Here is a 21,098-nt window from a genome sequence, read left to right on the forward strand (position 1 = left end):
GCCCCAAGGCGAGCCGTGCCTCCCCCTCGGGGGTGGAGTTACACGCCGCAGCGCGGCGTCGTGAAAGGCCGAGGGGCCACCTACTTCGCGGTGGGCATCACGAACTCGGCGCCCTTGCCGATGCTCTCCGGCCAGCGCTGCATGATCGACTTCTGCTTCGTATAGAAGCGCACACCCTCTTCGCCATAGGCATGCATGTCGCCGAAGAGACTCTTCTTCCATCCGCCGAATCCATGCCATGCCATCGGCACGGGGATCGGTACATTGATGCCCACCATGCCGACCTGGATGCGCCGCGAGAATTCGCGCGCCACGTTGCCGTCGCGGGTGAAGCACGAGACGCCATTGCCGAATTCGTGGGCGTTGATCAGGTCCACCGCTTCCTTCAGGTCGTGCACGCGCACGCAGGAGAGCACCGGCCCGAAGATCTCTTCCTTGTAGATGCGCATCTCGGGCGTGACGTTGTCGAACAGCGTACCGCCCATCCAGAAACCCTCTTCACAGCCTTCGCCCGCGCTCTTGCCCTCGAAGGAGCGGCCATCCACCAGCAGCCTGGCGCCTTCCTTCTCGCCCTGAGCGATGTAGCCCGTGATGCGCTCGTGGGCCGCGCGCGTCACGATCGGACCCATCTCCGCGTCGAGCTCGGTGCCGTTCTTGATCTTGAGCGACTTCGCGCGCTCGGCCAGCAGCGGCAGCACCTTGTCGGCCGCATCGCCCACCAGCACCGCGACGCTGATCGCCATGCAGCGCTCGCCCGCCGAGCCGTAGCCCGAGCCGATCAACGCATCGACGGTCTGGTCGATGTCCGCGTCGGGCATGACCACCATGTGGTTCTTGGCGCCGCCGAGCGCCTGCACGCGCTTGCCGTGGCGGGCGCCGGTTTCGTAGATGTAGTTGGCGATCGGCGTCGACCCGACGAAGCTGATGGCCTTGACGTCCGGATGCTCCAGCAGCGCATCGACGGCTTCCTTGTCGCCCTGCACGACGTTGAACACCCCATCCGGCAGGCCGGCTTCCTTCAGCAGCTCGGCCATGCGCAGCGAGGGGCTCGGATCGGTCGGGCTGGGCTTGAGCACGAAGGTGTTTCCCGCCGCGATCGCGACCGGGAACATCCACATCGGCACCATCACCGGGAAGTTGAACGGCGTGATGCCCGCCACCACGCCGAGCGGCTGGCGCATCGTCCAGTTGTCGATACCGGTGGAGACCTGGTCGGTGTAGTCGCCTTTCAGGAGCTGGGGAATGCCGCAGGCGAACTCGACGATGTCGATGCCCCGCGTGACCTCGCCCTGCGCATCGGTGAAGACCTTGCCGTGCTCGGCGGTGATCAGGTGCGCCAGTTCGTCGCGATGCCTGTTCAGCAGTTCGAGGAACTTGAACATCACGCGCGCGCGGCGAATGGGGGGCGTGTCGGCCCACGCAGGGAAGGCGGCCTGCGCGGCGGCAACCGCCGCATCGACGTCGGCGCGATTGGCGAGGGCAACACTGCCGGTCGCGGCGCCGGTGGCCGGATTGAACACTTCCTGGGCGCGCGTGGATTTCGGGCTGGCGACGCGCCCGCCGATGTAGTGGTGGATCGGTATCTTGCTCATCTGCATGGCGTTCTCCTGCCGGCGCCGGGGCCGGCTGATTTGCGGGAAGGGGTGGTTTCGGCTCAGCCGGACATTGTGGCAAACGCCCGCGCATTGCGCGAACGCCTACGCCGATGGGGGGCGATTGCCCGGTCCGCCGCAGACGCACCCGGTTACGATGCGGCGTCCTTCGCAGCCACGCCTCACCCCTGCTCCATGCCCATCGACTCGCCATCGCCCGCCGACGCGCAAGACGCGACCAGCGTGCAACCGCGTGTCGAGGAGCACGATCACGAGGGGGCGCACTGGGCCGTGGCCAGCGGCCGGTGGACCGCGCTGGCCATGTCCTCGCAAAGCGCCTGGGAATCGGTCTCGCAAGACCTCGAATGCGTTCCCGCGCAGGACGATCGGCACTGGGACCTGAGGCCGATCGAGCAACTCGACCACATCGGCGCCCAACTGCTGTGGAACCACTGGCAGAAGGCCTGGCCGCCGCATCTCGAAATGGATTCGCAGCACAAGGCCGTGCTGGACCAGGTCGCGCTGTACACCTGCCTCGCTCCGGTGGAATCCGGGCCGACGCTGGTGGACCGCTTCAAGGCCTTCGTGCACAACGGTCCGCGCATGATGTTCGTGGCGCGCGACTTCCTTCGCCTCATCGGGCAGCTCACCCTCGACATCGGCAAGCTGATCCGGGCGCCGCATCGCGGACCCTGGCGCGACTTCTCGGGGCAGATCTACCAGTTCGGCACGACGGCGCTGCCCATCACGGCGCTGGTGGGGCTGCTCATCGGGGTCGTGCTGGCCTATCTCACGTCGCAGCAATTGCGGCAGTACGGCGCGGAGACCTTCATCGTCAACATCCTCGGCCTGTCGCTGATCCGCGAGTTGGGGCCCGTCCTGGCCGCTGTGCTGATTGCCGGGCGCTCCGGGTCGGCCATCACGGCGCAGATCGGCGTGATGCGGGTGACCGAGGAACTCGACGCCATGCGCGTGATGGGCATCCCGCACGGCTTCCGGCTGGTGATGCCGCGGGTGCTTGCGCTGGCCATCGCCATGCCGCTGATCAGCATGTGGACGTCGATGGCCGCGCTGTTCGGCGGAATGATCGCGGCCGACCTGTCGCTCGACATCTCGCCGTCGTACTTCCTCTCGGCCTTGCCGCGCGCGGTGCCGCTGTCGAATCTCTGGCTGGCGATGTCGAAGTCGGCGGTGTTCGGCATCCTGATCGCGCTCATCGGCTGCTATTTCGGCATGAAGGTGAAGCCCAACACGGAGAGCCTCGGGCGGGGCACCACGTCTTCGGTCGTCACCTCGATCACCGTCGTGATCCTGGTCGACGCGCTGTTTGCCGTGCTGTTCAAGGGCGTGGGATTGCGCGCATGACTGACACCCCGACCCGCGACCCGGCGAGCGTGGTGGAGATCCGCAAGCTCTGGACCGTGTTCAAGTCACCTGACGGCGACCAAGTGGTGCACCGCGATCTCGACCTCTCGATCATGCGCGGCGAAGTGCTGTCGCTCGTGGGCGGGTCGGGCACCGGCAAGACGGTGCTGCTGCGCCAGATCCTCGGGCTGGAGCACCCTACCAAGGGTGAGGTCTCGGTTCTGGGTCGACCGCCCGGACAGCTCAGTGCGATGGGCGCAGCCAACGTGGGCATGCTGTTCCAGCACGGCGCACTGTTCTCGGCTTTCAGCGTGCTCGACAACATCTCGTTCCCGTTGCGAGAGCTCAAGCTGTTGCCCGATGACCTCATTCGCGATGCCGCATTGGTCAAGCTGCAGATGGTCGGATTGACCCCGCAGCAGGCGACGAAGAGCCCTTCCGACCTGTCGGGCGGGATGATCAAGCGCGTGGCGCTGGCGCGCGCCCTGATCATGGACCCGCCGCTGCTGTTGCTCGACGAGCCCACTGCCGGCCTCGATCCGGAAAGTGCCGACGGCTTCTGCGACCTGCTGCGCAGCCTGCATCGTGAGCTCGGACTGACGGTGGTGATGGTCACGCACGACCTCGACACCCTGTTCGACCTGAGCACCCGCATCGCGGTGCTGGCCGACCAGAAAGTCATCGTCGCCGGGACGGCGCGCGACGTGATCGCCTATCCGCATCCGTTCATCCACGAGTACTTTCTCGGCGGCCGTGGCCAGCGCGCCATGGAAGCCCTGCATGACGGGTCCGCGCCCGCGTCCGTCACCGGACTGCTGACCGGCCGGGCCCCATCAACTGAAAGGTAGATGCCATGGAAAACAAGGCCCATGCCCTCGCTGCCGGCGCCTTCGTGCTTGGCCTGGTCGCTGTGCTGGTTGCGCTGGTCGTGTGGCTGACGCGCGACGACACCGTTCGCAACACCTATGAGCTGTCCACGCGGGACCCCGTGAGCGGCCTGCAGCCCCAGGCGATGGTCCGCTACCGCGGCATCGCCGTCGGCAAGGTCACCTCGATCGACTTCGACCCCAAGGTCCGGGGCAATGTGCGGGTGCGCATCACGGTCGACGAGCGCGTGCCGCTCACGACCTCGACCTTCGCGACGCTCAGCTACCAGGGCGTGACCGGCTTGGCCTTCATCGCGCTCGACGACAAGGGCGAATCGCAGGTGGCGCTGGCGCCCGACAACGACGACCCGCCGCGCATCCCGCTCAAGCCCTCGCTGCTCGCACAGCTGCAGGATCGTGGCGAGGTCATCATCAACAAGGTCGAGGAAGCGACCCGGCGCGTCAACACGCTGCTGAGCGACGACAACCAGAAGCGCATCGCCGACGCGCTCGAAAGCATCTCCCTGGCGGCGGCCAGCGCCAACCAGCTCACCCGGTCGCTGGACAACACCCTGACGACCGGGGTCAACCCGGCGCTGAAGGCCTTGCCGCCCCTGATGGATCGGACCAAGGACGCGCTGGGCACGGTCAAGACCGCGGCGGGCGATGTCTCCCGCGTGGCCAACAACCTCAACACAACAGTCGGCCGCCTCAACGCCGCGGATGGACCGATCGACCGCCTCGGCGACGGCACGAAGGCGTTGTCGCAGGCCGTCGAGTCCTTCAACAACGCGACGCTGCCGCGCGTGAATCGCGTGGCGGACGACACGTCTCGCGCCGTGCGGCGCCTGGGACGCGCGGCCGAGGGCATCAACGACAACCCGCAATCGCTGCTGTTCGGCAACGGCGGCGCGGTCGCGGGTCCGGGCGAGCCCGGTTTCTCCGCGCCGGCCGCTGCGCCCGCTCGCCCTTGAAGGTGAAGACCATGTACGACGCACTGAAGAACATCGTCGCCGGCGCCCCGTGGGCACGGCTTTCCGGCCTTGGCGGCATCGCGGCGATGCTGCTGGCGGCAGGATGCGGCGCGCTGCCTGACAAGCCTGCGCGTGCCACTCTCTACGACTTCGGACCGGGTGGGGTGTCCAGTTCGCCGGTGCCGGCTGGCAAGCCTGCCCTACAGCCGATCGCGCTGGCCGAGATCGATTCGACCTCCCGGCTGGACGGCACGCAGATGCTGTATCGGCTCGGCTATGCCGACGCCAATGAATTGAAGCCTTACGGCCAGTCGCGCTGGAGCCAGGCGCCGGCGCAGTTGCTTCGCCTGCGCGTGCGCGAGGCGTTGGCCGTCGGCCAGACGGTGCTGGGGCCGGAGGAGAGCGCCACCATCGCCCGCACCGAAGGCCGCGTGCCCGACATGCTGCGCCTCTCGTTGGAGGAGTTCAGCCAATACTTCGAATCGCCCACGAGCAGCGTGGGCCTCGTGCGCGTCAGCGCCACGCTGATACGGAACAATCCCGGCGGCGACCGTGTTCTGGCGCAACGCACCTTCACGGCGCAGCGACCCGCGCCGACCAATGACGCGGCCGGTGGCGTGAAGGCGCTCGCGGCTGCGAGCGATGCGGTGGCTGCCGATCTGGTCGCCTGGGTGATCCAGGCCCGCTAACCCTCCGCAGGCGCGCCCTCGCATGCAACGCATCGGCCTGATTTCCGACACGCACGGCCTGCTCAGGCCGGAAGCCGTGGCCTTCCTGCAAGGCTGCGACCACATCGTCCACGGCGGCGATATCGGATCGCAGCGCATCCTCGACGACTTGGCGGCCATCGCACCGGTGACCGCGGTGCGTGGCAACAACGACGTAGGACCCTGGGCGCAGGCGGTGCCGGAGACGGCGCTGGTCGAAATCGGCGGACTGCGCCTCTACGCCCTGCACGACCTCGCCCAACTGCGCATCGACCCTGCCGCCGAGAGGATTCGCGTGATCGTGTCCGGGCATTCGCATCGGCCATTGGCCGAAATGCGCCGCGATGTGCTGTACATCAACCCGGGCAGCGCCGGGCCGCGGCGCTTCCGCTTGCCCATCGCGGTCGCCGAACTCCGGCTGACAGGCGGCGCCGTCACGCCGCGCATCGTCGAACTGACGCTGGAGTAGGGCGCGATCAAGTGGCCCGGTGGAGCACCGGGAAGAGGGTGCCGAGCCCGTCGGCCATCACCTCCACGGCCAGCGCCGCGAGGATCAGCCCCATGAGCCGCGTCATCACGTTGATGCCGGTCTTGCCCAGCACGCGCGCGATCGGCTCCGCGAGAGAGAAGGTGATGCCGGTCGCCAGGCCGATCACCACGCCGTAGCCGACCAGGATCGCCAGCTCCCAGACGTGCTGCGTCCGGTCGGCGAAGATGACCACCGACGACATGGTGGCCGGACCGGTGAGCAGCGGAATGGTCAGCGGCACGACGGCGATCGAAGCGCCGAGCGAGGCCTTCACCTCCGTCGCGCGGATCTCTTCCTTGCTGGTCTTCGATTCGGCCGGCTGTGCGTTCAGCATGTTGAGCGAGCTGATCAGGAGCAGCATGCCGCCGCCGACCTGGAAGCTCGCGATCGAGATGCCGAAGAACGACAGGAGCTGCAATCCGATGAGTGCGCTCACCGCGATGACCACGAAGGCGCTGAAGGCCGACACCCAGGCCGTGCGCTTGCGCTGCTGCTCCGTGCATTCCTGCGTGTAGTGGATGAAGAAGGGCACGATCGCGAGCGGATTCACGATGGCCAGCAGCGTGATCAGCGGCTTGATCAGGTCCATCGTCGGCGTGGCCATCAGCGACCGCCTGTCACGTCCAGGGAGCTTCCGGTGACATAGCTCGATTCCGGCGACAACAGCCAGATGATGCCGTTGGCGACTTCCTCGGCGCTGCCCGTGCGTTTCATCGGCACCGTCGGTGCGAGCTGGGCGGCCCGATCGGGGAGGCCGCCGGAAGCGTGGATCTCGGTATCGATCAGTCCGGGCCGGACCGCGTTGACGCGGATGCCCTCGTCGGCGACTTCCTTGGCGAGTCCGATGGTGAAGCTTTCGATCGCGCCCTTGCTGGCGGCGTAGTCGACGTACTGCCCGGGCGATCCGAGGCGCGCTGCAGCGCTCGACAGGTTGACGATGACGCCACCGCTGCCGCCATGCTTCGTGCTCATGCGACGCACGGCCTCGCGCGCGCAGACGAAGCTGCCGATGACGTTGATGCGCAGCATGCGCTCGAGTCGCGCGACGCTCATCTCGTCGACCCGTGCCTGCATGTCGACCACGCCGGCGTTGTTGACCAGGGCAGTGAGGCGGCCGAGCTTGGCGTCGACCTTCTCGAACATGGCGATGACCTGCGCCTCGTCGCCGACATCGGCCTGCACGGTGATCGCGGTGCCGCCGCCCGCGCGGATGGTGCGCACCACCTCGTCGGCGGCGAGGGAATTGCTCGCGTAGTTGACGGCGACGGCATAGCCGCGGCGCGCCGCCTGCAAAGCCGTCGCGGCGCCGATGCCGCGACTGCCGCCGGTGACCAAGAGAACCTCGTTCAAATCCCACCTCCTGCACAGAAGCCGTGTGTCAGTTAAAACCTGTTCGCACGGATTAAATCACCGAGGAGACGCCCTTGAGCCGCAGCATCGACTACTACTTCACGCCCCAGAGTCCCTGGACCTACCTGGGCCATGCGCGCTTTGCCGCCCTGGCGAAGTCGAGCGGCGCCACGGTGAGAGTACGGCCGATCGATTTCGGCGCCGTCTTCCCGGTGTCGGGCGGCCTTCCGCTCGGAAAGCGCGCGCCGCAGCGGCAGGCCTATCGGCTGGTCGATCTGGCGCGATTCTCGCGGCACCTCGACATGCCGCTGAATACCAAGCCGAAGTTCTTCCCGGTCCCGAGCGACGACGCCGCCAAGCTCATCATCGCCGTCGACCTGCATGACGGCACGGATTCCGCGATGAAGCTCTGCGGCGCGGTGTTCGCGGCCGTGTGGGTGCAGGAGCGCAACATCGCCGACCCGAAGGTGCTCGAAGCCCTGGCGGTCGAATGCGGGCTGTCGGCGCGCCGGATCGAGCAATCCCATAGCCAGACCGTGCAGGAACGCTACGAGGACTACACGCAGCAGGCAATCGACGCCAAGGTGTTTGGCGCGCCGAGCTACGTCATCGACGGCGAGATCTTCTGGGGCCAGGATCGCCTCGATTTCGTCGAACGTACACTCAAGTCATAGGCATCAACCACAGGGGTATCACCATGGGTCAATTCATCGATCTCACGGCCAAGGACGGCTTCACCTTTCCCGCGTATGTGGCGGAGCCTGCGGGCAAGCCCAAGGGTGCCGTCGTCGTGGTGCAGGAGATCTTCGGCGTCAACTCGCACATCCGCTCGGTGGCCGACGGCTACGCGGCCGACGGCTATCTGGCGATCGCGCCTGCGACCTTCCAACGGGTCAAGCAGGACGTCGAACTCGGCTACACCGAAGACGACATGAAGGCCGGCTTCGCGCTCAAGACGGCGGTCGAGGCATTGCCCGCACCCGGTGTGATGCAGGACCTCCAGGCGGCGGTCGACTACGCATCGAAGGCAGGCAAGGTCGGCATCGTGGGCTATTGCTGGGGCGGTCTGCTGACGTGGCGGGCGGCCGAGCAACTGTCGGGCCTCGCTGCCGCGGCGCCCTACTACGGCGGCGGCATGACGACGCCCGAAGAAGCCGCCCGCAAGCCCAAGGTGCCGGTGCTCGCGCAGTTCGGCAACAACGACCACTGGATTCCGCTCGACACGATCGAGACCTTCAAGAAGGCACATCCCGAGATCGAAGTCCACGTCTATGAATGCGGACACGGATTCAATTGCGACCAGCGCGGTTCGTACAACGCCGAGGCCGCCAAGCTGGCGAAGGAGCGCGCGCTGGCATTCTTCGCAAAGAACGTCGGCTGAGCCCGGGGCGCGGCGTGGCCGGTCTCGTGCACGCCGCCCGATCGCGCTGGCGGCGCAGCAGAAGCTGGCGGTGCTCGCGCACGTGGACGACGTGGCGATCGATCTGCTGATGGCCCATGCACCGTCCCAGGGGCGGACGCTGCGGCTGATCTGGGCATCGGCGGCCCGCCGGTAGGACGCGTGCAGGGGAACGCGGCCTCGCTGTTCGGGGTCAGGTAGCCACCGGCCTGCTGGTCTTGCGGCCAGCGGGATGCGCCGCTGGCTTGTCGGCCGTTTCGGGATCGGCATCGCGCACGCGCGCCTCGAGGAAGTCCAGCAAGGCACGCAAGGCGGCGCTGTTGTGCCGGCGCTGGGAATAGGCCGCGTACAGCCAGAGGTCGCGCGGCATGTACTCTTTCAGCACGGGCACCAGCGCGCCGCGCTCGATGTGCGACTGCGCCATCATCGCCGGCACGCACACGGCGCCCAACCCGGCGAGCGCCACCCCGACAAGCGGCGCCGCGTCGTTCGCGTCCATGCGGCTGTGCACTGGCACGCTGTAGGGCTGGCCGTCGACCTCGAAGGGAAGATGCGGCGCGCCGCCCGCGAGCGAGTAGGTCAGCACGTCGTGCCCGCGCATGTCGTCCGGTTTCTTTGGCAGGCCGCGGCGGGCCCAGTACGCCGGCGTTGCGCACAGGGCAAGGTCCATGAGGCGCAAGCGGCGCACGATCAGGTTCTCGTCGCGGATGCGGCCCAGGCGCAGGGCGACGTCCACGCCTTCCTCGACAAGATCGATCACGCGGTTGCTCAGGTGCAGGCTCACATGCACGTCCGGGTAGGTCGCCATGAAGTCGCCGACGATGCCTGGAAACGCGCTTTGCCCCAGGCCGTGGGGCGCCGTGATGCGGAGCCGTCCACGCGGGTGGCCGGCATGCTCCTGGAGTTCGCTCTGGGTGAGCTCGACCATCTCCATGAGGGGCTTGCTGCGTTCGAGCAGGAGATGTCCCGCGTCGGTCAGGCTGACCGAGCGCGTAGACCGGTTGAGCAGGCGCACGCCGAAGCGTTCTTCGAGTTGAGCCACGTATTTGCTCACGTTCGCCTTCGACATGCCGAGCGTCGTGGCCGCCCGGGAAAAACTGCCGCGCGCGGCGACTTCGCGAAAGGCTTTCAGCAGGTCAAGACCGTCCATTCAGCTCCATTGTTTCTATTTGACGAACACGGTGATTCGTTTTCCTAGGGTTTTCACCTAGCTATTTGTAGCAAACTCCACCTCCACAGAGCAGCGAAGGCTGATCTGAGTGAACAAGGCACTGAACAAGGTCGCCGGTTCAACATCATCCAAAGCAAACCAAGGACATTGAAATGAAGACCTCGAAGATCATCGCCGCTGCCGCTCTGACGATTCTCGCCGCCGCTGGCGCGCAAGCAGAAACCTATGAAGGCGTGCACGCCCCCGTGTCGGCCAACAGCCGCGACGACGTGAATGCGCAAGCCGTCGCAGCCGCTCGCAGCGAGAACCCGTACGGTGATGCTGCCTCGTCGCGCGTCGCTCCGGCCATGACCGCTTCGGTCGACCGTTCGACCGTCAACGCGCAAGCTGTTGCCACCGCTCACGAGCCGAACCAGAACCTGGACCGCAAAGCCTTCGTGAACAGCGTGGTTCCGTCGCAATACAAGATCGAGCGTCCGGTGACGCAACGCGCCGGTCTCTGATCCGCAATCGCGCCTGAAGGCCGGTCCGTGCGAGAGCGCGGACCGGCCTTTTTCATGCGTCCGGCCCAGAAGGTGTCGGATTGTTTCGAAAGCGGAAACGCGGTGTCTCGTTTCTCGGTGTTTTCCCTTGGTCGATCCACGGGAGACTCGGTCGCACAGGCCAGCGACAGCAAGCCTGATTTTGAAACCGAACTCAGACGAACCCAAGGAAACTGAAATGAAGACTTCGCACATTCTCGCCGCTGCCGCTCTCTCGATCCTGGCTGCCGCCGGCGCCCAGGCTGAAACGTACCAAGGCGTGCAATCGACCGTTTCGGCCAAGAGCCGCGACGAAGTCAGCGCAGAGGCCGTCAGCGCCGCCGCTGCCGCCGACCAGAACATTCCGCGCGGTTCGCGTGGCGCCGAGCGCTTCAACCCGGTGGCTGACCCCGCTGCGGTTCGTGCGCAAGCCATCGCGACCGCAAACGCCGCCGACGCGAACGTCACCCCCGGCTCGAAGTACAACAGCCGCCTGATCTCGACCATGAACAAGTCGACCGAACCCCAGGTCCAGGCTCAAAAGGAAGGCGCGGCTGCGGCCAAGTAATTCGGGTTTCGGCCTGACGAAAGCCGGGCGGTGCGCGAGCGCCGCCCGGCTTTTTCATTGGCGCACTGCTAGCGCGTGCGCGCGAGGTAGCGCTTTCGCCAGAACACGACGACGAGCACCAGCGCGATCACTCCCATGGATCCCATGGCGATCCAGAAGCCATCGGCCTTGTGCACGAGCGGGATGAATTCGAAGTTCATGCCGAAGATGCCTGCGATCAGGTTGAGGGGCAGGAACACCGCCGTGAGCACCGTGAGCACCCGCATGATGTCGTTCGCCCGATGGCTTTGCACGCTGAAGTGCATCTGCACGGCGGTCTCGGCGTTTTGCTCGAGTCGACGGACATGGTGCACCACGCGCTCGATGTGCTCCAGCACGTCCCGGCTGCGGACCATGACGAGTTCGCGTTCGCGCTGCTCGGCCGCACCTTCGGGCGTCGGCAAGGTTTCGAGGGAATCGATCCAGTCCTGGATGCACGCGCGCTGGTCTTCGCAGATCTCGTCGAGGTGATGCAGTGACTGCCGGGCGTCCATCAGCGCGCTCCAGTTGGTGAAGCGGCTTCTCGGGTCGATCAGCTCGGCCTGCCAGTGATCCAGTTGCCGGGTCAACTCGCGTCGAAGGTCCAGGTAGGCATCGACGATCTGGTTGACGACGCGCAGCATGAGATCCGCGGGGCTGGAAGGTATGCGCGCGGAAACGGCGCGCGCGTCCAGCGCGGGCAGGGCGGCTCGGCCGCGGTCGTCCTGTGCGGCCGCGGCAAGAAGCTTGGTGGCGAAGGCATCGCGCACGGCACCGTCTTCAGGGTGGACCGACAGCAGGACGCGATCGAAGACCGCGAAGCCGACGGGCCGCGTGTCCACGCGCCGCAGCACAGGCGGTCCCCCATGCAAGGTCGCGGGTTCAACGGCGGGCGGTTGATCCGTGCCGTTGGCGGCTGCCAGCCGTCTGAATACGAGAAGGTCGTACTGCGACGTGTAGTCGTAGCGCGATGGCAACTGGTCGTTGAGCAGATCGCTCACATGCAGGTCGACGAGGTGCGTGTTGCAGAGCGATTGCAGAACGTCCTGCACCTGCTGGAGCGACGCACGGAATTCGTCCCGCGTCAGCGACAGCCACAGATAGCCTTGATCGCACGCACCCGGCGCAGCCATGGGCGCAAGCGCATCGTGTTCGCTGACGCGCGTGCCGTCGATCTTGAAAATGCGCATGAAAACTGTCCCTTTGTTCTTCTAGGCATCGTTGCGGCCCGGTGCGCCGCACGATCGCGTCCCTAAGGCTGCTTCAGCAACCGTGCTGCATCGAGCGCGAAATACGTAAGCACTCCATCGGCGCCTGCGCGCTTGAAGGCGAGAAGGCTTTCAAGCATCACCGCGTCGTGGTCGAGCCAGCCGTTCTGGGCCGCGGCTTTGAGCATCGCGTACTCGCCGCTGACCTGATAGGCGAAAGTCGGCACGCGGAACTCGTCCTTCACACGGCGAACGATGTCGAGATAGGGCATGCCGGGCTTGACCATCACCATGTCGGCACCTTCGGCGATGTCGATCGCCACTTCGCGTAGCGCTTCGTCGCTGTTGCCCGGGTCCATCTGGTAGACCTTCTTGTTGCTCTTGCCGAGGTTTGCGGCCGAGCCGACAGCGTCGCGGAAAGGGCCGTAGAAGGCGCTGGCGTACTTGGCGCTGTAGGCCATGATGCGCGTGTGGATGTCACCGCGCGATTCGAGTGCGTTGCGGACGGCACCGATACGGCCGTCCATCATGTCGCTCGGCGCCACGATGTCGACGCCGGCCTGCGATTGCGTGAGCGCCTGCTTGACGAGCACTTCGACGGTCGGGTCGTTGAGGATGTAGCCGGTATCGTCGAGCAGGCCATCCTGGCCGTGGCTGGTGTAGGGGTCCAGCGCGACGTCCGTCATCACGCCGAGCTCCGGAAAGCGGGCCTTGAGCGCGGCCACCACGCGCGGAATCAGACCGTCTGGATTGAAGGCTTCGTCGCCGTAGGGTGTCTTCAGTGAAGCGTCGATAACGGGAAACAGCGCCATCACTGGAATCCCGAGTGTCACGCACTGCTCGGCCACGGGGAGCAGCAGGTCCAGGCTGAGTCGTTCCACGCCCGGCATGGACGGAACGGCATCGCGGCGCTTCGCGCCTTCCTGGACAAATACCGGATAGATGAGGTCGTGGGGCGAGAGCATGTGCTCACGCACGAGGTTGCGTGTGAAAGCGTCCCGGCGCAAGCGGCGCGGCCGGCCGGCCGGAAATGGGGCATGGAGGGTCATGTCGAAAATTGTGCCCCATTGGCTCGAGGGGCATCGTCGGAAGGCGTGAGCACACCCTGGTCGTTGGAAAACATACCCAAATCAAGCTAACAGTCTTGTTTTATGAACCAAAAGGTCAAAAAAAGTCATCGCAAGCTTGATAGGTTGTTTTGCCTTTGTTAAATTCTGTCTTGGGCGGCTTGCCGCTCCCCGCTTTTCCTCCCTGAGCGGGTGCCTTGATGTGTGACAGCAAAAGGGCTTCCCAGCCCGGCGTTTTGACGCCGGGCTTTTTTTTGCGCGTCGAAACTCGCGTCCTGCCAGAGCCGACACTGAAATCGCGCCCCACTAAACTGCCGCCATGCTCTGGGTCAAATCGCTGCACATCGTGTTCATTGCCAGTTGGTTTGCTGGACTTTTCTACCTGCCTCGAATCTTCGTCAACCTGGCGATGGTGGCTCCGGAATCCGTGGCCGAGCGGGCGCGGCTCGTGCTCATGGCGCGCAAACTGTTCCGCTTCACGACGTTCCTTGCAGTGCCGGCCTTGGGATTCGGCTTGTGGCTGTGGCTTGGCTACGGCATCGGCCGGGGGCCGGGCAATGGCTGGATGCACGCGAAGCTTGCGCTCGTGCTCGTGGTGATCGGCTATCACCACGGCTGCGGCTTGCTTCTGCGCCGGCTTGCCGCAGGCAATGACCAGCGAAGCCACCGCTGGTACCGGTGGTTCAACGAACTGCCGGTGCTTCTGTTGCTCGGCATCGTGGTGCTGGTCGTCGTCAAGCCGTTCTGAACGCTGTGGCAACGCAGCACAAGACCGTCGCATTGCCTCTGGCGCTCGCGTACGCGGCGCTCATCATCTATGCGAGCCTCTATCCGTTCGCCGATTGGCGAGACCAGGGCATTGCGCCGTGGGCCTATCTCGCCGCGCCGTGGCCGAGGTATTGGACCGCGTTCGACTTCGGGATCAATGTGGTCGGCTACATGCCCTTCGGCTTCCTGTCCGCCATCGCCGTGCTGCGCGCCCGTCCCGGGGCCGGCAGCGTTCGCGCGGTGCTGCGCGCGACGGCCGCTGGCGCGGCGATTTCGTTTGCCATGGAGACCTTGCAAAGCTACCTCCCGGTCCGCATCCCTTCCAACGTCGATCTCGGGCTGAACATCCTCGGGGCGTTTGCGGGGGCCGTGCTCGCCGCGGCGCTCGAACGATTTGGGGCAGTGGCCCACTGGCACCGGACTCGCTCCAACTGGTTCGTCGAGGATTCGCGCGGCGGTCTGGTCCTGCTGGCGCTTTGGCCGCCCGCCTTGCTTTTTCCGGCCGCGGTCACCTTCGGGCTCGGGCAGGTATTCGAGCGGGTCGAGACCGCGATTTCGGAGTGGCTGCTCGACACCCCGTTCATCGACTGGATGCCGGTGCGCCAGTTCGAACTCGAGCCCCTGGTCCCGGGCGTCGAACTGCTGTGCGTCATGCTGGGCGCCCTGGTCCCGTGCCTGCTCGCCTTCCTGATCACCCGGTCGATCGCGCGGCGCGCCATCCTCTTGCCGCTGACGCTGCTTTGCGGCATGGCGGCGACGGCCTTATCCGCGGCGCTCAGCTACGGACCGGAACACGCATGGGCCTGGTTGAGTCTGCCGGTCCAGATCGGCATCGCCGCTGCGCTGTTCGTCGGGGTTCTGCTCATTGGGGCGCCTCGCCGTTTCTGCGCGGCCTTGTTGCTCATTGCGCTGGTGGTGCATCTGAGTCTCCTCAACCAGGCGCCGGAAAGCGCCTACTTCGCGCAGACGCTGGCGACATGGGAGCAGGGGCGCTTCATTCGTTTTCATGGGCTCGCACAATGGCTGGGGTGGTTGTGGCCGTTCGCAACGCTTGGCTATGTGCTGATGGCGCTGTCCAGTCGGGCGAAGGGTGCATGAGCGTCCGAGCGACCCTGGTAGAGCATCGCAGCGGTCGCGGTCAATAGAATGGTTCGATGTCGAGTTCAAGCATCACCGCGCCGGCGGGCTACTACGGTCGTCACATCTTCTTCTGCCTGAACGAACGCAAGAGTGGCGAAGACTCCTGTTCGAAGCACAACGCGCAGGAGGGATTCGATCGCTGCAAGGCGCGGGTCAAGGAAGCGGGGCTGGCGGGGCCTGGCAAGGTCCGGGTCAACAAGGCTGGCTGCCTGGACCGTTGCGCGGGAGGACCGGTCGCCGTGGTTTACCCGGAAGCGGTCTGGTACACCTTCGTGGACACGGACGACATCGACGAGATCGTCGAGTCGCACCTGAAAAACGGGCAGGTCGTCGAGCGCCTACTGCTGCCACCTGATGTCGGCCGCTGAGGACAATTCAATGAACTCGCGCACTGAGAAACTTCAGTTGAAGGGTGCTGCCGGCGCTATCGAGGTGCTGCGCGATCCTGCGGCGGACGGTGCCCCCGCGCAAGGCGTCGCCGTAATCAGCCATCCTCATCCGCTCTTCGGCGGGACCATGGACAACAAGGTCGTGCAGACGCTGGCGCGCGCATTCGTCGCCTGCGGCTGGACCGCCGTGCGCTTCAACTTCCGGGGCGTTGGCGCCAGCGAAGGGGTGCACGACGAAGGTCGGGGCGAACGCGAAGACATGCTTGAACTCGTAGGCCAAGTGGCCCCCGACGGGCCGCTGGCCATTGCCGGCTTTTCGTTCGGCGCCTTTGTCGCGAGTCGCGTCATCGAAAAGCTCTGGACTTCGCGCGATATCCGGAGCGTCGTTCTCGTCGGCACGGCCGCGTCGCGCTTTTCCGTCGCGACACTGCCGCCGGACTCGCACGAGCGCACCCTCATCGTGCATGGCGAGCAGGACGACACCGTTCCGCTCGCCGCCGTGATGGACTGGGCACGGCCGCAGTCACTTCCTGTCACAGTCGTTCCAGGGGGCGGACATTTCTTTCACGGACAATTGCCGCTGCTCAAGAATCTTGTGGCCCGCCATCTCCGCGCTGGCTAGTTCTTCGTCTCCACGCCTCTCCATGAATCGTTTGTTCAAAGCGCTGCGCGCGTTGGCAGTGAGCGCTGCCGCATCCATTTGCGTGATCGCTGTCGCCCAGGTCCCGGCGCCTCCCGAAGTTGCGGCGCGCAGCTATATCCTGCTGGATGTCACCGCGAACCAGGTGCTCGCGCAAAAGGACATCGACACGCCCGTCGAGCCCGCGTCCCTCACCAAGCTGATGACGGCGTACCTGGTCTTCGACGCGCTCAAGGCCAAGAAGATCACTTTGCAGCAGACGCTCCCTGTCAGCGTCCGCGCCTGGAAGATGCCAGGGTCGCGGATGTTCATCGACCCCAAGATGCGGGTGCCGGTCGAAGACTTGATCAAGGGGTTGATCGTCCAGTCCGGCAATGACGCGACGATCGCGCTCGCCGAGGGCGTGGGCGGGACGGTCGAGCATTTCGTCGAACTCATGAATGAGCAGGCCAAGGTGCTCGGCCTGAAGAACACGGTCTACAAGAATCCGGAGGGGCTCGTCGTGCCGGGCCATACGACCACCGCGCGCGACCTGAGCATCCTGGGGACGCGGCTCATGCGTGACTTTCCGGAGTACGCGCCCTACTTCGCGATCAAGAAGTACCGCTTTCCCGGCACCCCGTCGACCAACGAGACAAATCGCAACTTGCTGCTTTTCCGTGATCCGACCGTCGACGGATTGAAGACGGGCCACACGGATGCTGCCGGCTACTGCATGGTCGTGACCGCCAAGCGTGATTTCCCGAATCTGGCCGGTGGCCGCCGGCTGTTGTCCGTCGTCCTGGGCGCGTCCAGCGAAAACGCGCGCGCCAACGAGTCGCAGAAACTTCTCAACTGGGGCTACACGGCCTATGACGCGGTGCGGCTGTTTGATGCCAATCAGCCGGTTGCAACGCCCCAGGTGTGGAAAGGCAAGGAAAACACGGTCAAGCTCGGCCGTCCCGAAGCCATCGTGGTGGCAGTTCCGGCTGGGTCCGCGAGCAAGATCAAGACGCAGGTGGCACGGCCCGATCCGCTGGTCGCCCCCTTCGCCAAGAACCAGCCCGTCGGGTCGCTGGAGATCACCTTGGCGGACCAGCCCGTGACCGAAGTGCAACTGGTCGCGCTCGATGCGGTGGAGCAGGCGGGTGTCCTTGGGCGGGCGTGGGACGCCGTCCGGCTCTGGATAAAGTAGCTATTACTGCTCCGAACAGGGTGCTATACTCGCAGGCTTTTCGGAAAAATCCGAAGGGTTTCACGTTTTCGTCATCTCCCGGCTCCTCGCCCCATGTCACGTCATGTAGAGGAATTCAGTCGGGGTGTTTTGGGATTTATTCATTCATGCCAACCATCAATCAACTGGTGCGTCAGGGTCGCGAGGTCGAAAAGATCAAGTCGAAGAGCCCTGCCATGCAGAACTCGCCGCAGCGTCGCGGTGTCTGCACCCGGGTCTACACCACGACCCCGAAAAAGCCGAACTCGGCGCTGCGCAAGGTTGCCAAGGTGCGCCTGACCAACGGCTTCGAGGTCATTTCCTACATCGGCGGCGAAGGCCACAATCTGCAGGAACACAGCGTCGTGCTGGTTCGCGGTGGTCGTGTCAAGGACTTGCCCGGTGTGCGTTACCACATCGTGCGTGGCTCGCTCGACTTGCAAGGCGTGAAAGACCGCAAGCAGTCGCGTTCCAAGTACGGCGCGAAGCGTCCCAAGAAGGCCTAAGCCTTCCTGTCATTCAACGGTGTTCGGGTGCTGCCTTGGCGGGCGCGCCGAGCGAAGTGACCCTGTTGGGTCGAGTAAGTGAGAGTCTTGTTGGCTCTCGCGGTGTCGGAAACGGCGCCAACTGAAGCAAAGAGGTTAGAAAAATGCCACGTCGTCGCGAAGTCCCCAAACGTGAAATCCTGCCGGATCCCAAGTACGGCAATGTCGAGCTGTCGAAGTTCATGAACGTGATCATGGAAGGCGGCAAGAAGGCAATCGCCGAGCGCATCATCTACGGCGCGCTCGATCAGATCGAAAAGAAGAACCCGGGCAAGGACCCGCTGGAAGCCTTCACCATCGCCATCAACAATGTGAAGCCGATGGTCGAAGTGAAGTCGCGCCGCGTCGGTGGTGCCAATTACCAGGTGCCCGTCGAGGTTCGTCCAGTTCGTCGCCTGGCGCTGTCGATGCGCTGGATCAAGGAAGCCGCCCGCAAACGCGGCGAAAAATCGATGGCCTTGCGTCTGGCCAACGAACTCATGGAAGCTACCGAAGGCCGTGGTGGTGCCATGAAGAAGCGTGATGAAGTGCATCGCATGGCCGAAGCCAACAAGGCCTTCAGCCACTTCCGCTTCTAAGAATCGTCCCCTAGTCAGGCAGGATGGAAGCCCGACCCACCTCGAGCGGTGGGCGGGCTTTCATCCGTTAACGGAGTAATTTTCATGTCACGCAAGACCCCCATCGAGCGCTACCGCAATATCGGTATTTCCGCGCATATCGACGCCGGCAAGACCACCACCACCGAGCGCATCCTGTTCTACACGGGCGTGAACCACAAGATCGGCGAAGTGCACGATGGCGCTGCCACCATGGACTGGATGGAGCAAGAGCAAGAGCGTGGCATCACGATCACGTCCGCCGCTACCACCTGCTTCTGGAAGGGCATGGGCGCGAACTTTGACGAGCACCGTATCAACATCATCGACACCCCCGGCCACGTGGACTTCACCATTGAAGTCGAGCGTTCCATGCGTGTGCTCGACGGTGCGGTGATGGTGTATGACGCCGTTGGCGGCGTGCAGCCTCAGTCGGAAACCGTGTGGCGCCAAGCGAACAAGTACAAGGTTCCGCGCCTTGCCTTCGTCAACAAGATGGACCGTACTGGCGCCGACTTCCTGCGTGTGCGTCAGATGATGGTCGATCGCCTGAAGGCCAATCCCGTCGTGATCCAGATCCCGATTGGCGCCGAAGACCGCTTCCAAGGCATCGTGGACCTCGTCAAGATGAAGGCGATCATCTGGGACGAAGACAAGGGTGTGACCTTCAAATACGGCGACATCCCGGCTGAACTGGCCGCCGTTTGCACCGAATACCGTGAAAAGCTGGTTGAGGCCGCTGCCGAAGCGAGCGAGGAACTGATGAACAAGTACCTCGAGGGCAACGAACTAAGCGAAGCCGAGATCAAGGCCGCCATCCGCCAGCGCACCATTGCTGGTGAAATCCAGCCGATGCTGTGCGGCTCTGCCTTCAAGAACAAAGGTGTGCAGGCCATGCTCGACGCTGTCGTCGAGTACATGCCGTCGCCGTTGGACATTCCGCCGGTGGCCGGGATGGACGAGGACGAGCATCCCGTCACCCGCAAGGCGGACGACAACGAGAAGTTCTCGGCCCTGGCGTTCAAGCTGATGACGGACCCCTTTGTCGGGCAGTTGACCTTCGTTCGCGTCTATTCGGGTGTGCTGACCAAGGGCGACAGCGTCTACAACCCGGTGCGCGGCAAGAAGGAGCGTATCGGACGTATCGTGCAGATGCACGCGAACAACCGCGAAGAAGTCAGCGAAATCCGCGCCGGCGACATCGCTGCTTGCGTGGGCCTGAAGGAAGTCACGACCGGTGAGACGCTTTGCGATCCGGAAGCGATCGTCACACTCGAACGCATGGTCTTCCCTGAATCCGTGATTTCGCAGGCCGTCGAGCCGAAGACCAAGGCCGACCAGGAAAAGATGGGCATCGCGCTCCAGCGTCTCGCTCAGGAAGACCCGTCGTTCCGTGTGCGCACGGACGAAGAATCGGGTCAGACCATCATCGCCGGCATGGGCGAACTGCACCTCGAAATCATCGTTGACCGCATGAAGCGCGAGTTCGGCGTGGAAGCCAATGTCGGCAAGCCTCAAGTGGCTTACCGCGAAACCATTCGCAAGACTGTGGACGAGGCCGAAGGCAAGTTCGTGCGTCAGTCGGGCGGCAAGGGCCAGTACGGACACGTCGTGCTCAAGCTTGAACCGAACGAGGCCGGCAAGGGCTTCGAGTTCGTCGATGCGATCAAGGGTGGCGTGGTGCCGCGCGAATACATCCCCGCAGTTGAAAAGGGTGTGATCGAAGCGCTAACGCAAGGCGTTCTGGCCGGCTATCCGGTCGTCGACGTCAAAGTCACACTGCACTTCGGTTCATACCACGACGTGGACTCGAACGAAATGGCGTTCAAGATGGCTGCGATCTTCGGTTTCAAGGAGGGGGCCCGCAAGGCGAACCCCGTGATCCTCGAGCCGATGATGGCAGTGGAAGTTGAAACACCCGAAGACTACGCCGGCAACGTGATGGGCGACCTGTCCTCGCGCCGCGGCATGGTTCAGGGCATGGACGATATGGTTGGTGGCGGCAAAGCCATCAAGGCGGAGGTGCCGCTGTCGGAAATGTTCGGCTACTCGACCACACTGCGCTCGATGTCGCAAGGTCGTGCCACGTACACGATGGAATTCAAGCACTACGCTGAAGCCCCACGCAACGTTGCCGAAGCAATCGTCGCTTCGCGCGCAAAGTAAGGCTTCAAGGAACTTGTCTGCGACTCAGTGCCTCTCGTTGCCCGTGGCGAGAGAACCAGCAACAGGGTGCAGACGTTAAACCCCACACGGGCACTGCTCTTTCAAGGATAGAAAATGGCAAAAGGAAAATTCACCCGTACGAAGCCGCACGTGAACGTGGGCACGATTGGTCACGTTGATCATGGCAAGACGACGCTGACGGCGGCGATTGCGACGGTGCTGTCGAGCAAGTTCGGTGGCGAAGCCAAGGCCTACGACCAGATCGACGCGGCGCCGGAAGAGAAGGCGCGCGGCATCACGATCAACACCGCGCACGTCGAATACGAG

General features: G+C 64.6%; 24 protein-coding genes and 1 pseudogene. 19 read left to right on the forward strand and 6 right to left on the reverse strand.

Annotated elements, in window-relative coordinates; all coding sequences use genetic code 11:
* Positions 1-80: 80 nt before the first annotated feature.
* On the reverse strand, positions 81-1,592 hold the full coding sequence (locus AC1D3B_RS34375) for a CoA-acylating methylmalonate-semialdehyde dehydrogenase (RefSeq protein ID WP_478195168.1): 1,512 nt from the start codon (positions 1,590-1,592) through the stop codon (positions 81-83).
* A 195-nt stretch (positions 1,593-1,787) separates the two neighbouring features.
* On the opposite strand from AC1D3B_RS34375, the gene AC1D3B_RS34380 reads away from it, so the two are divergent.
* The 5 genes from AC1D3B_RS34380 to AC1D3B_RS34400 are packed head-to-tail and all read left to right on the forward strand — an operon-like array spanning position 1,788 to position 5,973.
* Positions 1,788-2,957, forward strand: a complete 1,170-nt coding sequence (locus AC1D3B_RS34380; RefSeq protein WP_478195147.1) for an MlaE family ABC transporter permease — start codon at positions 1,788-1,790, stop codon at positions 2,955-2,957.
* Positions 2,954-3,805, forward strand: a complete 852-nt coding sequence (locus AC1D3B_RS34385) for an ABC transporter ATP-binding protein (RefSeq protein ID WP_478195148.1) — start codon at positions 2,954-2,956, stop codon at positions 3,803-3,805. Before AC1D3B_RS34380 ends, AC1D3B_RS34385 begins: the two co-directional genes overlap by 4 nt.
* Before the next feature lie 5 nt (positions 3,806-3,810).
* Positions 3,811-4,797, forward strand: a complete 987-nt coding sequence (locus AC1D3B_RS34390; RefSeq protein ID WP_478195149.1) for an MlaD family protein — start codon at positions 3,811-3,813, stop codon at positions 4,795-4,797.
* Positions 4,798-4,808: 11 nt separating this feature from the next.
* Positions 4,809-5,486 (forward strand): ABC-type transport auxiliary lipoprotein family protein, encoded by a 678-nt coding sequence (locus tag AC1D3B_RS34395; protein ID WP_478195150.1) that lies wholly within the window; start codon positions 4,809-4,811, stop codon positions 5,484-5,486.
* A 22-nt stretch (positions 5,487-5,508) separates the two neighbouring features.
* Complete coding sequence (locus AC1D3B_RS34400; protein ID WP_478195151.1) at positions 5,509-5,973, forward strand: metallophosphoesterase family protein; 465 nt, start codon at positions 5,509-5,511, stop codon at positions 5,971-5,973.
* 7 nt (positions 5,974-5,980) lie between these two features.
* Here AC1D3B_RS34400 and AC1D3B_RS34405 read toward each other — a convergent pair whose 3' ends face one another.
* Positions 5,981-6,622, reverse strand: a complete 642-nt coding sequence (locus AC1D3B_RS34405) for a MarC family protein (protein ID WP_478195169.1) — start codon at positions 6,620-6,622, stop codon at positions 5,981-5,983.
* Between the two features lie 14 nt (positions 6,623-6,636).
* Positions 6,637-7,383 (reverse strand): SDR family oxidoreductase, encoded by a 747-nt coding sequence (locus AC1D3B_RS34410; RefSeq protein WP_478195152.1) that lies wholly within the window; start codon positions 7,381-7,383, stop codon positions 6,637-6,639.
* A gap of 74 nt (positions 7,384-7,457) precedes the next feature.
* Here AC1D3B_RS34410 and AC1D3B_RS34415 point away from each other — a divergent pair, with 74 nt between their 5' ends.
* From AC1D3B_RS34415 to AC1D3B_RS34425, 3 genes and pseudogenes are all read left to right on the forward strand, one after another.
* Positions 7,458-8,057, forward strand: a complete 600-nt coding sequence (locus AC1D3B_RS34415; RefSeq protein WP_478195153.1) for a DsbA family protein — start codon at positions 7,458-7,460, stop codon at positions 8,055-8,057.
* Positions 8,058-8,080: 23 nt separating this feature from the next.
* Entirely contained in the window at positions 8,081-8,764 is a 684-nt protein-coding gene (locus tag AC1D3B_RS34420) for a dienelactone hydrolase family protein (RefSeq protein WP_478195154.1), read from the forward strand.
* Positions 8,765-8,792: 28 nt separating this feature from the next.
* A pseudogene (locus AC1D3B_RS34425) lies at positions 8,793-8,921 on the forward strand (amidohydrolase); the annotation flags it as partial.
* Positions 8,922-8,975: 54 nt separating this feature from the next.
* Here AC1D3B_RS34425 and AC1D3B_RS34430 read toward each other — a convergent pair.
* On the reverse strand, positions 8,976-9,932 hold the full coding sequence (locus AC1D3B_RS34430) for a LysR family transcriptional regulator (RefSeq protein WP_478195155.1): 957 nt from the start codon (positions 9,930-9,932) through the stop codon (positions 8,976-8,978).
* 173 nt (positions 9,933-10,105) lie between these two features.
* Between AC1D3B_RS34430 and AC1D3B_RS34435 the strand changes: the two genes are divergently transcribed.
* Both AC1D3B_RS34435 and AC1D3B_RS34440 read left to right on the forward strand, forming a co-directional pair.
* Entirely contained in the window at positions 10,106-10,456 is a 351-nt protein-coding gene (locus AC1D3B_RS34435; RefSeq protein ID WP_478195156.1) for an alpha/beta hydrolase, read from the forward strand.
* Positions 10,457-10,673: 217 nt separating this feature from the next.
* Positions 10,674-11,042, forward strand: coding sequence for a DUF4148 domain-containing protein (locus tag AC1D3B_RS34440; RefSeq protein ID WP_478195157.1), 369 nt, complete (start codon positions 10,674-10,676; stop codon positions 11,040-11,042).
* A 68-nt stretch (positions 11,043-11,110) separates the two neighbouring features.
* Here the strand turns inward: AC1D3B_RS34440 and AC1D3B_RS34445 are convergent, their stop codons facing one another.
* Both AC1D3B_RS34445 and hemB read right to left on the reverse strand, forming a co-directional pair.
* Complete coding sequence (locus tag AC1D3B_RS34445; RefSeq protein ID WP_478195158.1) at positions 11,111-12,250, reverse strand: magnesium transporter CorA family protein; 1,140 nt, start codon at positions 12,248-12,250, stop codon at positions 11,111-11,113.
* Positions 12,251-12,312: 62 nt separating this feature from the next.
* Positions 12,313-13,317 carry a porphobilinogen synthase gene (gene hemB, locus AC1D3B_RS34450; RefSeq protein WP_478195159.1) on the reverse strand — a complete coding sequence of 335 codons (1,005 nt, stop codon included), beginning with the start codon at positions 13,315-13,317 and terminating at the stop codon, positions 12,313-12,315.
* Between the two features lie 337 nt (positions 13,318-13,654).
* Here hemB and AC1D3B_RS34455 point away from each other — a divergent pair, with 337 nt between their 5' ends.
* The 9 genes from AC1D3B_RS34455 to AC1D3B_RS34495 form a co-directional block, all read left to right on the forward strand.
* The gene (locus tag AC1D3B_RS34455; RefSeq protein ID WP_478195160.1) at positions 13,655-14,083 is read left to right on the forward strand and encodes a CopD family protein; all 429 of its coding nucleotides are present in this window, start codon (positions 13,655-13,657) and stop codon (positions 14,081-14,083) included.
* Between the two features lie 5 nt (positions 14,084-14,088).
* The gene (locus tag AC1D3B_RS34460) at positions 14,089-15,201 is read left to right on the forward strand and encodes a VanZ family protein (protein WP_478195161.1); all 1,113 of its coding nucleotides are present in this window, start codon (positions 14,089-14,091) and stop codon (positions 15,199-15,201) included.
* A gap of 56 nt (positions 15,202-15,257) precedes the next feature.
* The gene (locus AC1D3B_RS34465; RefSeq protein WP_478195162.1) at positions 15,258-15,611 is read left to right on the forward strand and encodes a (2Fe-2S) ferredoxin domain-containing protein; all 354 of its coding nucleotides are present in this window, start codon (positions 15,258-15,260) and stop codon (positions 15,609-15,611) included.
* A 10-nt stretch (positions 15,612-15,621) separates the two neighbouring features.
* On the forward strand, positions 15,622-16,254 hold the full coding sequence (locus AC1D3B_RS34470; protein ID WP_478195163.1) for an alpha/beta hydrolase: 633 nt from the start codon (positions 15,622-15,624) through the stop codon (positions 16,252-16,254).
* A 22-nt stretch (positions 16,255-16,276) separates the two neighbouring features.
* Positions 16,277-17,446, forward strand: coding sequence for a D-alanyl-D-alanine carboxypeptidase family protein (locus tag AC1D3B_RS34475; protein WP_478195164.1), 1,170 nt, complete (start codon positions 16,277-16,279; stop codon positions 17,444-17,446).
* A gap of 146 nt (positions 17,447-17,592) precedes the next feature.
* Positions 17,593-17,970 (forward strand): 30S ribosomal protein S12, encoded by a 378-nt coding sequence (rpsL, locus tag AC1D3B_RS34480; RefSeq protein WP_028249584.1) that lies wholly within the window; start codon positions 17,593-17,595, stop codon positions 17,968-17,970.
* A 143-nt stretch (positions 17,971-18,113) separates the two neighbouring features.
* Positions 18,114-18,587, forward strand: coding sequence for a 30S ribosomal protein S7 (gene rpsG, locus AC1D3B_RS34485; protein WP_286508375.1), 474 nt, complete (start codon positions 18,114-18,116; stop codon positions 18,585-18,587).
* A gap of 84 nt (positions 18,588-18,671) precedes the next feature.
* The gene (gene fusA / locus AC1D3B_RS34490; protein ID WP_478195165.1) at positions 18,672-20,771 is read left to right on the forward strand and encodes an elongation factor G; all 2,100 of its coding nucleotides are present in this window, start codon (positions 18,672-18,674) and stop codon (positions 20,769-20,771) included.
* A gap of 114 nt (positions 20,772-20,885) precedes the next feature.
* Positions 20,886-21,098, forward strand: a 213-nt coding sequence (locus AC1D3B_RS34495; protein ID WP_478195166.1) for a GTP-binding protein, incomplete at its 3' end; no start/stop codon positions are given.

The organism is Variovorax sp. P5_A3 (assembly GCF_056400665.1).